Origin of the sequence: Shewanella kaireitica, from assembly GCF_023284045.1 — a bacterium.
Lineage (GTDB): Bacteria > Pseudomonadota > Gammaproteobacteria > Enterobacterales > Shewanellaceae > Shewanella > Shewanella kaireitica.
Genome location: NZ_JAKIKQ010000011.1, coordinates 1 through 15,939 on the forward strand (window position 1 = coordinate 1; position 15,939 = coordinate 15,939).

The following is a 15,939-nucleotide window of genomic DNA, read 5'->3' on the forward strand; positions in this document are numbered from 1 at the left end:
AGCTCAGTTTTGTCCATTTGAGTAGAATGGCAGTTGGCTTGCTCTTTTTTACAAGCAATTGGTCGAAGGTTCGAATCCTTCACGACCCACCACTTCTTATAGATTTTGAAACACTCCCTTAGATAGAATCTTTGCAATAACAATTCATACCGTCAGCTCAGTTTTGTCCATTTGAGTAGAATGGCAGTTGGCTTGCTCTTTTTTACAAGCAATTGGTCGAAGGTTCGAATCCTTCACGACCCACCACTTCTTATAGATTTTGAAAGACTTCCTTAGATAAAATCTTTGCAATAACAATTCATAACGTCAGCTCAGTTTTGTCCATTTGAGTAGAATGGCAGTTGGCTTGCTCTTTTTTACAAGCAATTGGTAGAAGGTTCGAATCCTTCACGACCCACCACTTCTTATAGATTTTGAAACACTCCCTTAGATAGAATCTTTGCAATAACAATTCATAACGTCAGCTCAGTTTTGTCTATTTGAGTAGAATGGCAGTTAGCTTGCTCTTTATATAGTCACAACTTGAATGGTTGCGTCATTTTAGGCGTTATCGCCTCTATTTATGATTTCAATATCCGCTTCTTTTAACTCAGTATGTAATCACTTCTTATACTGATTGGTATTATTTTAAATCTTTTCTGCATTAGCCAATTCACCATTAAAGCCAATCCATAGAGATAGTTTTTGATCTAGAGATAGATTATTCATCCTTATTTTTGGTCATATTCCGCTATCGCATCTCAAGGTGTTTGTTGTAGATGAAACGCATTTTTGGTGATATGACTAATAAAGATGAGTCTTCATAAAATTAAAGCTTAAATAATAGGTTAGCTTTTATTTGGTTAGTGACAGTTGTGTTACAAATTTTTTTCACTGCTTTCTTGATTGTGCGGAATACTCATAAGTAGTTGTATTTAATCATTAATTGATTTTTGTTTTTAGTCGATTTATTTTGATCATTTATTTTTTAAGGCTGCACTCTAAAAGAATAGTTACATCTCGCTCTTAAAATTATCGCGACTTATTAACACTTTGTAATTTTCTTTACTAACATTAGCGGCGATGGATGCGAAAGTGATTAATTAGTAAAGAGTGTTCTACCTTTGTCTGATAGACCTATTGCTAATGTTGCCTTGATGTTAAGTCGGTCATATTTCGTAAGGATAATAAAAAAATATGGGAGAAAGGGAATGAAACAAGCAAAATTAAGTATCTTGTGTGCTTCGCTTATCGCTGCAACGAGTGTGAGTGTACAGGCAGATACAGATTTTAAATTTGGTGGTTATGTAAAAGCTGATGTGATGTTCAGTGATTACAGCAATGGCGCACCTGATTCTGGAAGTCTATCACGACAGTTTTATGTACCAGGTACTATTTATGGTGATCCAAGTAACGGTAAGCAAGTTGTTGATTTCCAAGCAAGAGAATCACGCTTTAACTTTAAGTCGTCTACCGATATTGATGGACATAAACTAGTTGGTTTTATCGAGCTAGACTTTATGACTCACACCGACGGCAACGAGCGAGTGTCAAACAGTTACTCGCCACGTATTCGCCAAGCTTTTGTTAGTTTTGATAATTGGGCTGCTGGTCAAATGTGGACCACATTCCAAAATCCAGGCGCATTACCTGAAAACCTAGATTTTATAGGTGCTGCTGAAGGTACGCCTTTTGTGCGTCAAACCATGGTTCGCTACACAAACGGTGGTTTTCAATTCTCCGCAGAGAACCCAGAAACAACACTTAATGCCTATCGTGATCCAACAGGTAGCCGTATAACCAGTGGCAGCGGCATGGTGCCAGATTTTGTAGCTCGATATAATATGAAAACTGAAAGTGGTATGGCATTCACGTTTGCAGGCCTTGCACGTCAGCTTAACGTTGAGCAAGATGATTTAGACGCCTCAACGTTCGGTTACGGCTTAAGTTTTACAGGTGTGATCCCAGTTGGACAGGATGATATTAAAATGTCTGCCACCTATGGTGACGGCTTAGGGCGCTACATGGCACTTAACTACGCTAATGCAGGTGTATTGGACGTAAATGGTGACATTGAAGCGATTACCTCATACGGTGGTTATATTTCGTATCGCCATTGGTGGAATGATAAGTGGCGTACCAGTATCACGGGTTCAGGCTTTAAAGCAGATAACAATATTGACTTGATTGGCAATAACGTAAATAAAGACTCTTATTCTGGTTATATCAACTTATTGTATTCTCCGGTTAAGCCGCTTACGGTTGGCGTAGAGTATATGTATGCCAAGAACACCAAAGAGAATGGTTTTGATGGTGAGCTGAATCGAGTCATCTTTTCAATGAAGTATGTACTCTAGTTGATAAAAGGCTATTATTAGTAAGGTAATTTAGAGAACAAAAAAGGAGGCCGTAGCCTCCTTTTTTATTGAGCTGTTAAACTTATGCCGCTGGCATTAAGTCATTATCTCGTACATATTGTTCAAACTCAGTACAACCGCCAACATGATCTTTATCGACAAAAATCTGCGGTACTGTTTCAACTGGCTTACCCACTGTTTTTTCTAGATCGGCTTTGCTGATCCCTTCAGCATGAATATCTACATATTTGAACTTAAAATCTTCACGTTTTTCAGTAAGTTGCTCTGCAACTTGAACTGCACGTACACAATAAGGACAACCAGGACGACCGAAAATAACTACAAACATATTTATTCCTCAAAAATAGCTTGAGCACTTTATAACATACGCTACGGATTAGTTCTAATCGATATTTTTAGTTGTGTTAATCGCATTGCTGCATTTTCGGCTATATATTTAAGGAACTGCTGATTAGTCGTTCTGCACGGAACCGTTGAGAAATGACCAAGTTTGCTCAAACTGCGTTTCTATAATGGTGTATATTTCAAACTGATCAATCTCTAAGCTGATAGTTACAGTTCGATATCGCTCGGCTCGATTTGATAGCGGCCTTGGTAGTCAAAAATGGACTCAAGCAGATCCCAGCCTTTTTTGCCTTTCTTAAGTAGTAATAGATCTGGCTTTCTAAAGCTGTCGGCATCGTTAGCAAGCTCTTGAGCAGAGCGATACTTTTTATGTTTCATGCCCGGTGTTTTGCTGTGGGGGAAAATAAACAAAGCAAATACGGCTCTTATTTGCGCAGGCGTTTGCATCTTAAAATAGCGGCAAAAATCATTGCCTTCAATATCGATGTAGCGCACGATTAAGCGATCACCATCGGGCTCAAGCAACATAGTTTGGCATTTAAACAAATGGTGATGTTTCTGCTGTAATACTTCTTTAAGGCGCTTATCGGGGTCGACCAACACAGCTTGGCAATGGTTACAGACTTTTGCGGCTATATCGTTCTCTTCTCCGCAATTTGGACAGGCTTTAGAGCGAAACCTAAAGTCACACTGTTGCTTACCGTTGGTAGTGTCTATTAGTGCTTGGCAGCGCCTGCCAAAGTGCTCAATAATGTCACCATCGTCATCAGTTAACCCCCAGAAAATATTGGCGAAGTCGCATACCGGGCAATGAACTTGTACTGGTTTACATTTACTATTGGGTTTGGGCTGACCTACCTCTGGATAGAACAGGTCATAACCATTAGCTGCATAATCAATAATGAGACATTCTGTTTTAGCTGCATCGATACGTAAACCACGTCCCACCATCTGCTGAAACAGGCTGACTGAGGCCGTGGGTCGCATGATGGCTATTAAGTCGACGTGAGGCGCATCAAAGCCCGTAGTGAGCACTGCCACATTAACTAAGAATTTAATCTGCTTCGCTTTAAAGGCTGCAATTAGTAAGTCCCTGTCTTCGCGAGAGGTCTTGGCTGTGACTAGTGCTGGCTCATACCCGTCAAGTTTTGCCATTATCTCTTCGGCGTGCTTAACGGTCGCTGCAAAAATGATCACACCTTGGCGATGCTTTGCTAGCGCAATGAGTTGCTTGACGATAGCGGTGGTGGCTCGTCCGCAATGATTGAGCAGTGAATTAACCTCTGATTCGTTGTATTGCCCAGTAGGCGACGCTGTTAGCTCACTAAAGTCATATTGCGCACTAAGCCCATCAAACATTTTTGGTTGGCTTAAAAAGCCTTGTTTGATCAACGGGCGCATGGGCAGTTCAAAGATGCACTTTTCGAAAACGGGTTTGTCGGTATTGCCGATTTTACCATGATAATGATGACGATAAATCCAACCTAGATCTAAACGGTAGGGGGTAGCAGTTAATCCTAATAGCCTAATCTTGCTATTTTTTGATTTAAGATGAGCGAGCAACTGCTGATATTGGCTGTCTTTTTCTGGGCTGACTCGATGGCACTCATCAATAATGACTAGGCTATAAGGTTCGTTAAACTGTGTTGGCTGTTTAACCGCCGACTGGATACTGGCTACTACTGTTTTCCCACTGGTTGATTTCTGATTTAAGCCTGCAGAATAAATGGAGGCTTTCTGGGTGAGTAGGCCGACTTTTTCTGCGTTTTGCGCCACTAACTCTTTAACGTGGGTGAGCACCAGAACGCGACCTTTGGCGATTCTAGCTAATTCAGCGATTACAATACTTTTACCCGCTCCGGTGGGAAGTACCAATACGGCAGAGTCGCTCGTTGACTTAAAGTGGCTGATGGCGGCATCAACCGATTGTTGCTGGTAGTCTCGAAGTTGCACGTGAGTTTCCGTTTGGCAGGTAAATACAAAAACTGATAGCGAAATCATCACATAAATACGCTGTGACGGTAAGCAAAATGTGGATTTGTTTATTTAAAGGCATAAAAAAAGCCCCTCATAGAGGGGCTGGGAAGGTAAAGCGAGTATTTCTGCTTAACAATTATTCACTGCGGTTAAGACGAGATTCAATCAGGGTATCAATCACGGCAGGATCAGCCAGCGTTGAAGAGTCACCTAAGTTTGTCACTTCATTTGCGGCAATCTTACGTAGGAATCGACGCATAATCTTTCCTGAACGTGTCTTAGGTAAGCCGCCAGCCCACTGAATGAGATCTGGAGTTGCTAATGCGCCAATCTCTTTTCTAACCCATTGGCGAAGCTCTTGACGTAGCTCTTCAGTTTCTACCGTACCCCTCGTCAGCGTCACATAAGCGTAGATCCCTTGCCCTTTAATATCATGCGGGTAACCAACAACTGCGGCTTCAGCAACTTGCTCATGGGCAACTAAGGCACTTTCAACTTCTGCTGTGCCCAGTCTATGACCTGATACGTTAATCACGTCATCAACACGCCCCGTGATCCAGTAGTAACCATCTTCGTCACGTTTTGCACCGTCGCCAGTGAAATACATGCCTCTAAAGGTTTTAAAGTAGGTCAGTACAAAGCGATCATGGTCGCCAAACACGGTTCGCATCTGTCCTGGCCATGAATCAAGGATCACTAAGTTTCCTTCATTCGCGCCTTCTACGATATTACCCATGTTGTCAACAAGTGCTGGTTGTACACCAAAGAATGGGCGAGTTGCAGAACCTGGTTTGGTGTCTGTAGCACCAGGTAGTGGACTAATCAAAATACCACCAGTTTCTGTTTGCCACCACGTATCGACGATAGGGCACTTCTCATGACCAATGACATCGTTGTACCAGCGCCACGCTTCTGGGTTTATCGGTTCACCGACAGAGCCCATTATGCGCAGTGAACTGCCATCGAAACCATCGAACTGCTCTTTACCTTCGGCCATTAACGCACGAATAAGCGTGGGAGCGGTGTAAAGGATATTGACATTATGTCGGTCAATCATTTCACCTAAGCGGGCTGGGCTTGGGTAGTTAGGCACACCTTCGTGGATTAATACGGTAGCGCCATTGGCAAGTGGGCCGTAGACCATGTATGAATGACCAGTGATCCAGCCTACATCGGCAGTACACCAATACACTTCACCGTCTTTATAATCGAACACATATTCGTGAGTCATCGCAGCGTAAACCATGTAACCACCAGTGGTGTGTAGCACACCTTTAGGGTTACCGGTTGAGCCAGAGGTATAGAGTAAAAATAGCGGATCTTCAGCGCCCATCTCTTCAGGAACACAATGCTCGGAGGCAGTTTCCATTAAAGATTCCCACCAGATATCACGGCCATCAACCCAATTAATATCACCGCCAGTGCGCTTCATAACAATGACTTTTTCAATACAATCAACATCAGGGTGGGATAGTGCTTCATCGATATTAGCTTTAAGCGGGATAATACGACCTGCGCGAACACCTTCATCAGCAGTAATAACCACTTTCGAGTTGCCATCAATGACGCGTGATGCGATAGAATCAGGCGAGAATCCACCAAATACCACAGAGTGAATAGCACCAATGCGGGCACAGGCAAGCATGGCAACTGCGGCTTCTGGCACCATCGGCATATAAACTGTTACTACGTCACCGCGTCTTACGCCTTGGCTGCGAAGTGCGTTTGCAAACTTACATACGTCAGCATGCAGTTCACCATAGGTGATTGTACGCTGATCTTTTGCATCATCGCCTTCCCAGATAATAGCCACTTTGTCGGCGTTATTTTCTAAATGTCTGTCGAGGCAGTTGGCTGACGCGTTAAGCGTGCCATCATAGAACCATTTTATGAACAAATTATGGTCATCGAACGACGTTTTCTTTACTTTAGTAAAGGGTTTCATCCAATCGATACGGTTGCCGTGTTCTCTCCAGAAACCTTCAGGGTTTACAATCGACTCCTGATACATTTTTTTATATTGTTCGTCATTTACAAGTGCATTGGCTGCGATTTCACTTGGAACTTTGTAGAGAGACTGCATGCTCATTGGGCTTCCCTTATCTAATTTGCGTGAGATGAGTATGGATTGTGTGAGGGTTATATCTCTATTAGACCTTGGTCTAGTAAAAAAATATCCTTATTTTTTAAAAGGTTGTAATTTATTTTTGGCTAGATTTCATTTGGTTTTTACCGCAAAATAGGTAAAAAAAAGAGAATCCTATGAATTTGACTGTTCTGGTTGGCACTATTGCCATCATATATGTATGTATTTTGTTCCTCATTGCTTGGGGAGCTGAGCGCTGGTTCAGTCGTATCACAAAGCGGATCCAAACTTGGATCTATGGTTTAAGCCTTGCTGTGTATTGTTCATCATGGAGTTTTCTCGGCACGGTTGGTCAATCTGCCGATGATCTTTGGTCATTTCTCCCCATTTTTATTGGCCCTATCTTAATATTTACCGTTGGCTTTGGCCTGCTGAGAAAGATGGTAATTGTGTCAAAGGCGCAAAACATTACCTCTGTAGCTGACTTTATTGCAGCAAGATATGGTAAATCTCAAGTTCTCGCGGCAATCGTCACCTTAATCGCTCTGTTTGGCATCATGCCTTATATTGCGTTGCAACTTAAAGCTATGGTCTTTAGCTTGAATCTTTTTCAGCCTGAGGGCGCATTGTTCGACGGTACAAAAGTCTCACTGGTTATAACAGGCCTATTAGCCATTTTTGCCATTTTATTTGGTACACGAAAGCTTGATGCTACCGAGCATAACCCCGGTATGATGTTGGCGATTGCATTTGAGTCTTTGGTCAAACTCGGAGCATTTTTACTTGTTGGTATTGTCATTAGTTTTGGAGTCTTTGATGGCTTTGGTGACATCTGGCAGCAAGCCAGTGCCAAGGATTTGATCAATGAACCAAATCTTCGTATTGAATCACTGATGCCTGAGCTGCTGGTGGGTATGGCTGCCTTTTTGTGTATGCCTAGGCAGTTCCACGTCATGATGGTTGAGTGCACCAATGAAAAAACCATGGTTAAAGCTAAGTGGATGTTCCCAGTTTATCTACTGTTGTTTGGCCTGTTTGTGGCGCCACTTGCTTTGGCTGGTAAGTTATTACTCGGCGATGCGGTAGCCGCTGACACTTACGTGATTAATCTACCATTAGCACTTGATAAACCTTGGTTAGCTGTTGTGGCGCTGCTCGGTACACTGTCAGCTGCAACAGGAATGGTCATTGTTGCTGTTGTAACCATTAGCGTGATGGTGAGTAACGAGTGGCTGGTACCGCTAATGCTTCGAACTGGGCAAATAAAAGCCAGAAATTTTAGCCAGTTTTCGCAACTACTGCTTAATGCTCGCCGTCTTGCCATTATGCTTATTCTAGGCCTAGGGTATTTTAGCTATCTAACATTTATGGACAACGATTCGTTATCCTCCTTAGGGATGCTGTCATTTGGTGCTTTTGCTCAATTGGCCCCGGCATTAATCGGTGGTATGTATTGGAAACACGGTAATCGCAGTGGTGTTTTCTTAGGGCTGGCGGTTGGCTTTGGTTGCTGGTGTTACATCTTGCTACAGGGAGCAGCTACTCATTCAGGCATTGTTGCGACCGATATCGCTTTACTCGATTCTATTAAGCCCAACGTGCGCGATATTCTCATCGCATTACTGGCGAACTGCGGCTGTTATATGCTTGGTTCCATCTGGTTTCGCGCCGGAGTAGCCGAGCGCATACAAGCCAGCGCTTTTGTAACGCCTGGACGATTGAAAAAGGATACTAACCGCAAGAGTGCACCTGTTTCTCAGCAAGATCTACTCATACTAGCAAGTCGTTTTGTTAGTCCTACACGCGCCTATGAGAGTTTTTCAGGTTTTTCTGAGGATGCTGTTAAAAGCGATAGTTGGCATAAGGTTGCACCGCCTGAACTCATCGCGCATACCGAACATATGCTTGCTGGGGTTCTGGGGGCTTCAAGTGCATCTCTGGTGATGGACTCAGTCATGCAAGGGCGGGATTTGGCACTTGATGAAGTGTTTAGTTTGGTTGATGAAGCTTCTTCTAAAATTATCTTGAGCCAAGATATGCTTAGAGGTGCCATAGAGCACGCCTATGAAGGTATGAGCGTGGTCGATAAGGATCTGAATTTGGTTGCTTGGAATTTTAAGTATGCTGAGCTTTATGACTACCCAGACAATTTTTTACAGGCAGGCATGCCTATCAGTGATGTGGTTCGCTTTAATGCTGAACGCGGCTATTGTGGTATTGGCGATATTGAAGAGCAAGTGGACAAGCGTGTACAGCATATGCGCAATGGCACTCAGCATGTCTCAGAGCGGCAGCGCAAAGATGGCAAAGTCATAAAAATTCAGGGTAACCCCATGCCCGGCGGTGGCTTTGTGATGACTTTTACTGATATTACTCAATACCGCTTGCAAGCAAAAGCCCTGCAAGAATCAAACGAAACCCTTGAGGCTAGAGTAAAAGAGCGTACCTACGAGTTATCCATGCTTAATAGCAAACTGCTTGAGTCGAAGGCGCAAGAGGAGATGGCGAATGCATCTAAAAGTCAGTTTCTTGCAGCTGTTGGCCACGATCTAATGCAACCGCTAAACGCAGCTCGACTTTTCACTGCTTCACTTTCACAATACCCAAACTTAGATCTAGAAGCTAAAACTACCCTCAATCATGTTAACAGCTCACTGAAAATTGCCGGTGAATTACTGACCGACTTACTCGATATTTCCAAATTGGATTCAGGCATGGTTGATGTTAATCGGCGAGATTTTGCCATTGCAGATCTACTCGATGGCTTGGCGGTTGAGTTTGAGGCGATGGCTAAAGATTGTTCAATTAGTTTTAGCGCTATTCCTTGTTCGGCGACCATTAATTCAGATCCAAGCCTTTTAAGGCGGGTGTTACAAAACTTCTTAACTAATGCATATCGTTACGCCAAGGGAAGCCGTGTTTTGTTAGGTTGTCGTTATCGTGGCAGCGAACTTGAAATTCAAGTGCTTGATACCGGCTGTGGTATTGATGAAAGTGAAACCAAAGAGATTTTTAAAGAGTTTAAGCGACTGGATAACCCTGAGAGTAAAAGTGCCAGTGGCTTGGGTTTAGGCTTAGCCATTGCAGACAGGATTAGTCGTGTTCTAGAGCATGAAATCAACGTCAGTTCAACATTAGGGCAGGGCTCAGTATTTTCGATTAAAGTGCCACTTGGTAAGAAGATGACTGCGCCTACACCGAAAAAAGTCGCTTCTCTATTGCAACCTTTAGCAGGCGTGAAAGTATTATGTATTGATAATGAAGAGGCCATCTTAGCGGGGCTGGAAAGTCTATTAACGCGTTGGCAGTGTGAGGTTATCTGCGCCAGCGACTTTGCCGATGCTCGAATTAAGCTTGGGCTTAAAGGCGTTGCTCCTGATATCGTACTTGCAGACTATCATCTCGATAATGATCAAAATGGCGTCGATGCGATGGATGGAGTCAGAAACCTTTATGGTGAAAACCTTCCAGGTATATTGATTACCGCTAATACTCGTAAAGATTTAATTGATGACATTCAGCTTCGAGGTTACCACTACATGGCCAAAATGGTGAAACCTGCTGCGCTTAGAGCATTGATCTCCAGCTTGGTCAGAAAGGACTAATTACTGAAAACAAAAAAGGCACATCGCTTGTGCCTTTTTTAATTAAATGTGGTTTGAATTATTCAACTTTTACTGGAGTTAAACCTTTATCTCTTGATTCAACGGCACTGTCTACATCGAAGCCACCAGTCTTCCAATTTTTCGCTTCTTCAGCATCAAAAGATTGTCCTTTCCAACTTGTGGCACTGCTAAGGTTAAAGCCTTGTTTTGACCAACTCTCCGATTGCTCAGGGGTAAATCCGCCGCCTTTCCATGCTTGAGCTTGCTCAGCATTAAAGCCAATCTCCTTCCATGCAGCTATATCTCTTTCTGACATGCCTTTCCATGTAGCGGGCGCAGATGCACAGGCACTGAGCGCGAGGATAACCATTACTAAACCGAGTTTTTTCATTTCACAGTCCTTATTCTGATCGTGACTTAATATGCCGAATCTACCCAGAGCTATGCCTGTACGCCTCTCGACAACATATGTTCTATCATTTGCGGCAATACTCTCTCCTCATGGATAAGTTAAGAAGAGTGAAACAGAGGACGACGCGTACGACTTATCAACGTAAAAGGTATTTACCGTTCACTATTGAAGATAGTCGCTGAAATATCACTCGACAAGTTATTGCTTCAAATGGAGTAAACCGCCTTGGTATAAAGTTATCGGATGAAAAGTAGCAAATTTTTTGTCTTCGCGATTCAGATTTATGATGACTTGACCCAGCATTAAAGATGGATATACTGAACGACGTGTAAAAAATATAAAACAAGAAGTAATCAATTACTCAAAAGGAAATTGTTATGTCACAACCACGTTGCAACTCATACTACAACGCTACCATCAATACTGAAACTGACTACCCTGAGTTAGAGGGTGATATACGTGTTGATGTAGTGATTGTTGGTGGTGGATTTACTGGCGTAGCGACGGCCGTTGAGCTTAGTGAGAAGGGCTATAAGGTTGCGATTGTCGAAGCCAATAAGATTGGTTGGGGAGCGACAGGCCGTAATGGTGGACAGGTGACAGGCAGTTTGTCAGGTGATACAGCCATGACCAAGCAGTTGCGAAACAAATTAGGCACTGATGCTGAACAGTTCGTTTGGAATATGCGCTGGCGTGGACATGAAATTATTAAAACACGAGTAAAAAAGTACGGTATTGAGTGCGATCTTAAGCATGGCCATTTGCATACAGCCTATAAAGCGAGTCACATAGACGAGTTGCAACAGACCTATGATGAGGCTTGTAGACATGGCATGGAAACTGAACTTGAGTTGCTGACTAAAGAGCAGTTACCTGAGTATATTGATACACCTTTGTATTACGGTGGCCTATTAAATAAACGCAATATGCATCTGCACTCAGTCAATCTTTGTATTGGTGAGGCGAGGGCGGCGGAGAGTTTAGGGGCACAAATTTTTGAGCATTCCGCGGTTGTTGATATTGAGGATGGCGTACTTGCTACAGTGACGACCGCAAAGGGAAAGATCACTGCTAACAGTGTTGTGCTCGCGGGAAATGCCTATCATAAACTGGCGAGAAAAAAATTAAGAGGCATGTTGTTTCCTGCATCACTTGGGAATTGCGCCACTGCACAACTTACTTCTGAGCAGGCGCAAAGCTTGATCCCCAAAAATGTAGCTGTATATGACACCCGTTTTGTACTGGATTACTACCGACTAACCGCTGATAATCGCTTAATGTTTGGTGGTGGCACTAACTATTCAGGGCGGGATTCAAAAAATGTTGCCAATGAACTAAGGCCTGCTCTGGAGCGTACTTTCCCACAACTGAAAGGGATCAATATAGAGTATGAGTGGACGGGGATGGCTGGCATAGTACTCAATCGAATTCCACAGTTAGGCAAAGTTTCAAAAAATGTATTTTATTGCCAAGGATACTCGGGTCATGGGGTTGCAACCTCTCACATTATGGGAGAGATAATGGCTAATGCCATTATTGGAGATCAACAAGAGTTTGGTCTCTTTGCTGAGATGTCGCATTTAAGGATCCCACTCAACGAGTGGTTTGGAAATCAGGCATTGGCACTAGGTATGATGTACTACAAGGTCATGGAGAACTTTAGGTAGTAACAGGTTCTTGAACGTCATAAAAAAGCCGCATTAAAATGCGGCTTTATCGTAACAGATGTTTGTCCCGTCCTGAGTTAAATATCGACTTTTTCCATCTCTAACTGCTGCAGTGCAATGACAGCTTGAGTGCGATTTCTAACGCCCAGTTTTCTAAATATAGCAGTGGCATGCGCTTTAATTGTCGCTTCTGAAACGCCTAAATCATAGGCAATTTGTTTGTTAAGTAAGCCTTCAGCAAACATCTGCAGCACTTTATATTGCTGCGGGGTCAGGTCTGAAAGTTTACTGGCCATCTGATCAGTACCATCATCGCTGACTTCTTGCAGTTCAACACCTTCTGGTAACCATACATCACCAAATAAAACCGCCTCTAGTGCCGTAGCAAGGGTTTCCATAGATGATGATTTAGGGATAAACCCGGAGCTACCATAATGAATAGCACGACTAATCGTTGTATTGTCTTCGTGAGCTGAGATAACAACGACGGGGAGTTCTTGATAGTGAGTTCTAAGATGGATCAATGTCGAATAGCCGTGAGAGCCTGGCATCTGTAGATCCAGCAATACAACATCATATTCAATGTCGCTATTGTCTAAGAGATTTTGCAGTGCATCAGCGCTATCAGCTTCAAACCATTGAGTATTGGTAAACGCTGTGGCTAATGCTTGTCTTAAGGCGTTTCTAAATAGAGGATGGTCATCCGCTATTATTATATTTAAGTTTTCAGGCTTCATGGCTTTATAGGGTTATTTTGGTTGCTCGTGAAGATACTTTCAATGTAACAGATAAATGACAAGCTATTCTATGGCTTTATCCGACAAACGTTATTATTTGGTAAATTTTTGCATGGAGTTAGACTTTGGTCTAAAGGTTTGTACCTTTTATTTATAGGTTAATCAAAAGTTCGAAACAAATTAAAGAGGTTTTAACTAAACCTCTTTAATGTATACGTTTACCCTTGGGTCCAAACTGTAGTTGGCTTTCTATCATCGTCTACTGCGACAAAGGTAAAGACACCGCGTATCGCATGTTCACGAAGGTCTTGGTACATATCCTCTACAAAAATATTAACTTCAACTTTGATTGAGGTATTACCCACATGAATCACTCTGGCAATAATCTCCGCTAAAGAACCGGCGGGAATAGCTTTATTGAAATCAATTCTATCTGAACTGACGGTAACGAGTGTTTTGCGACAAAAACGAGTTGCAGCGATGAACGCTGTCTCATCCATCCAAGCCAAGGCTTCCCCACCAAACAGTGTATTGTGGTGATTAGTAATTGATGGAAACACAGCTTTAATTACGCGAGCTTCAGACTGCTCAATTCTCAGTGACATTGCTTCACTAAATTGAGTCGGAGTTTGAGTTAAGGGCATACGGCAACCTAAGGTTATGCACAAGAGAGGCGCGACTATACCTGTTTCACTTGCATTAGAATAGTGACTCTAACTTATTATTTGGAGATTTTTCCAGCTGTACACTGGTGTTTGTTATTATTGTAACGCATAGAAATTGAGTTGATACGGAGTTGGGCTGAATGAGACATAAATATTTAAAGTGCGTAGTTATGACTGTAATAGCCTTAGTTTTATTGGGATGTCAAAGCAGCAACGAGAAGCTTGCTGTCACTGAATTTGAAGGCTTTATCGGTTTTAAACAGAACAAGCCTTGGGCGATCACTTTTAACGACTGCACAGTCTATCGGTTTGCTGAAGCCAAGGTTTATTATTGGTTTGATAGAAACTTAGATAAGCTGAGCTGCTATAAATTTTCTGAGGCGGATAAAACGGCATTGCTTGGTTTTTTTAACAAGGTATACCAAATGCCAAGTTTAACAGCACCTTCCAAGGGCTTTATTCGTTTCGAGCAATTGAATGTATCGCCATCTGGTTGGGGCACATTTCCAAAGGTTTTTGCTAGGCAAGGTGCCAATTGGTTTCTCGTGCAGGAAGGCTGGATCTATCTACAAGATGCAGACTTTGAATTGGTTGAAATCTATCAAGGACTGCAGGATATGAGCTTAAAAGCCACTCATGACAGTTATTACAAGAATCATTAGATACATTTAGCTAACACATAAAAAAACGCATCGACGGACTTCAGTGGATGCGTTTTCGTAGCGAGATGAATTTACTTTAGTAAGTTCATTCTGGCTCTAGATGCTTTAGCAAGATCACTCAGTAACTTTTCTGAATCTTCCCAATGAATACAAGCATCGGTAATACTCTTGCCGTATACAAGTTCTTCACCAGCAACGACTTTCTGATTGCCTTCTTCGATAAAGCTTTCTGCCATTATGCCTGCAATGGCGGTAGAGCCTTGGCTCATCTGCTGCATAATTGAATCAGCAACATTAAACTGTTGCTTATGCTTTTTCTGACTATTACCGTGACTAAAATCGACAACCATACGTTGAGTCACACCTACACTCTCGAGTTGAGTGGCTGCTTTTTCGATATCTTCGCTATGATAGTTTGGTTGCTTGCCGCCGCGTAAGATAATGTGGCCATAAGGGTTACCATGAGTACGATAAACGGCCATTGCACCATCTTTATCTGGCGAGTAGAAGATATGCGGAGCCTGCGCTGCACGCACCGCATCGACTGCAATATCGATGTTACCGTCAGTACCATTTTTAAAACCTACAGGGCATGAAAGTGCTGACGCCATCTCACGGTGTATTTGGCTTTCTGTAGTACGTGCGCCAATCGCGCCCCAAGTGATCAAGTCTGCAATATACTGACCATTAACCATATCGAGGAATTCGGTTGCGATAGGTAGTTTTAGTTCAGTGATCTGCTGCAAAAGGTGGCGCGCTTTGCGCAAACCTTTGTTAGGACTAAAGCTACCATCTAAGTCGGGATCTGAAATAAGTCCTTTCCAGCCGACCGTAGTACGTGGCTTTTCAAAATAGACACGCATAAGGATGCAAAGATCATCCTTATATTGCTGATGCAGCTTTGCTAAGCGCTGAGCGTAATCGAGTGCAGCTTCTGTATCATGTATTGAGCATGGGCCGATGATGACAAGTAGTCGTTGATCATCGCCATTGATAATAGCCTCTACTTCACGGCGCTGCTCTACGAGATAGTCAGCTGCATCTTGAGTTAAAGGGTATTCAGAAGCGAGTTGTGCAGGTGAAATTACCTTACATAAAAGTGAGGTGCGTAGTTCGTCTGTTTTAATGGTCATTCACAATACCGAGCGTTCGTATGGGCTTTTTGCCTGATTACTTCGGATTATAACTAATCATAGCGTTATGCACAGTGGCAAATAACGGAAATTTAGCGCTAATTTGCCTCTTATTAGCAACTATTTGATTTATGTTATGCATTAGTAGTGGTGAAATGCATGATTCGCTTTAAATAGTTGTTGTGTTGGTAAAGACTGGTTAACGCGCATAGGAAGTAGGAAAATAAGCAGCTGTTATGTGTTATTCATTCAAAAAAGACACTGTGGATAGTTATTTTTAATGAACAAAAACA

The 15,939-nt window shown here is 42.6% G+C and carries 11 protein-coding genes; 4 read left to right on the plus strand and 7 right to left on the minus strand.

Annotated elements, in window-relative coordinates:
• Positions 1–1,190 precede the first annotated feature (1,190 nt).
• The gene (locus tag L2730_RS13730; protein ID WP_248975113.1) at positions 1,191–2,336 is read left to right on the plus strand and encodes a DcaP family trimeric outer membrane transporter; all 1,146 of its coding nucleotides are present in this window, start codon (positions 1,191–1,193) and stop codon (positions 2,334–2,336) included.
• A gap of 82 nt (positions 2,337–2,418) precedes the next feature.
• On the opposite strand, the gene L2730_RS13735 is transcribed toward L2730_RS13730, so the two are convergent.
• The 3 genes from L2730_RS13735 to acs form a co-directional block, all read right to left on the minus strand.
• Positions 2,419–2,685, minus strand: a complete 267-nt coding sequence (locus L2730_RS13735; protein ID WP_220736211.1) for a GrxA family glutaredoxin — start codon at positions 2,683–2,685, stop codon at positions 2,419–2,421.
• A gap of 224 nt (positions 2,686–2,909) precedes the next feature.
• Positions 2,910–4,655, minus strand: coding sequence for a DNA repair helicase RadD (gene radD, locus L2730_RS13740; RefSeq protein WP_248975114.1), 1,746 nt, complete (start codon positions 4,653–4,655; stop codon positions 2,910–2,912).
• Positions 4,656–4,815: 160 nt separating this feature from the next.
• On the minus strand, positions 4,816–6,768 hold the full coding sequence (gene acs / locus L2730_RS13745) for an acetate--CoA ligase (protein WP_248975115.1): 1,953 nt from the start codon (positions 6,766–6,768) through the stop codon (positions 4,816–4,818).
• 173 nt (positions 6,769–6,941) lie between these two features.
• Between acs and L2730_RS13750 the strand changes: the two genes are divergently transcribed.
• Positions 6,942–10,370 carry a hybrid sensor histidine kinase/response regulator gene (locus L2730_RS13750; RefSeq protein ID WP_248975116.1) on the plus strand — a complete coding sequence of 1,143 codons (3,429 nt, stop codon included), beginning with the start codon at positions 6,942–6,944 and terminating at the stop codon, positions 10,368–10,370.
• A gap of 58 nt (positions 10,371–10,428) precedes the next feature.
• Here the strand turns inward: L2730_RS13750 and L2730_RS13755 are convergent, their stop codons facing one another.
• Complete coding sequence (locus tag L2730_RS13755; RefSeq protein ID WP_248975117.1) at positions 10,429–10,761, minus strand: hypothetical protein; 333 nt, start codon at positions 10,759–10,761, stop codon at positions 10,429–10,431.
• A gap of 398 nt (positions 10,762–11,159) precedes the next feature.
• Between L2730_RS13755 and L2730_RS13760 the strand changes: the two genes are divergently transcribed.
• Positions 11,160–12,449 carry an NAD(P)/FAD-dependent oxidoreductase gene (locus L2730_RS13760; RefSeq protein WP_248975118.1) on the plus strand — a complete coding sequence of 430 codons (1,290 nt, stop codon included), beginning with the start codon at positions 11,160–11,162 and terminating at the stop codon, positions 12,447–12,449.
• A gap of 77 nt (positions 12,450–12,526) precedes the next feature.
• On the opposite strand, the gene L2730_RS13765 is transcribed toward L2730_RS13760, so the two are convergent.
• Together L2730_RS13765 and L2730_RS13770 are read right to left on the minus strand one after the other, a co-directional pair.
• On the minus strand, positions 12,527–13,186 hold the full coding sequence (locus L2730_RS13765; RefSeq protein WP_020911986.1) for a response regulator transcription factor: 660 nt from the start codon (positions 13,184–13,186) through the stop codon (positions 12,527–12,529).
• A gap of 218 nt (positions 13,187–13,404) precedes the next feature.
• Positions 13,405–13,830 carry an acyl-CoA thioesterase gene (locus L2730_RS13770; protein ID WP_220736204.1) on the minus strand — a complete coding sequence of 142 codons (426 nt, stop codon included), beginning with the start codon at positions 13,828–13,830 and terminating at the stop codon, positions 13,405–13,407.
• 191 nt (positions 13,831–14,021) lie between these two features.
• Here L2730_RS13770 and L2730_RS13775 point away from each other — a divergent pair, with 191 nt between their 5' ends.
• Positions 14,022–14,513 (plus strand): hypothetical protein, encoded by a 492-nt coding sequence (locus L2730_RS13775; protein ID WP_248975119.1) that lies wholly within the window; start codon positions 14,022–14,024, stop codon positions 14,511–14,513.
• A 71-nt stretch (positions 14,514–14,584) separates the two neighbouring features.
• Here L2730_RS13775 and L2730_RS13780 read toward each other — a convergent pair whose 3' ends face one another.
• Positions 14,585–15,646, minus strand: a complete 1,062-nt coding sequence (locus tag L2730_RS13780) for a 3-deoxy-7-phosphoheptulonate synthase (RefSeq protein WP_248975120.1) — start codon at positions 15,644–15,646, stop codon at positions 14,585–14,587.
• Positions 15,647–15,939: the final 293 nt, after the last annotated feature.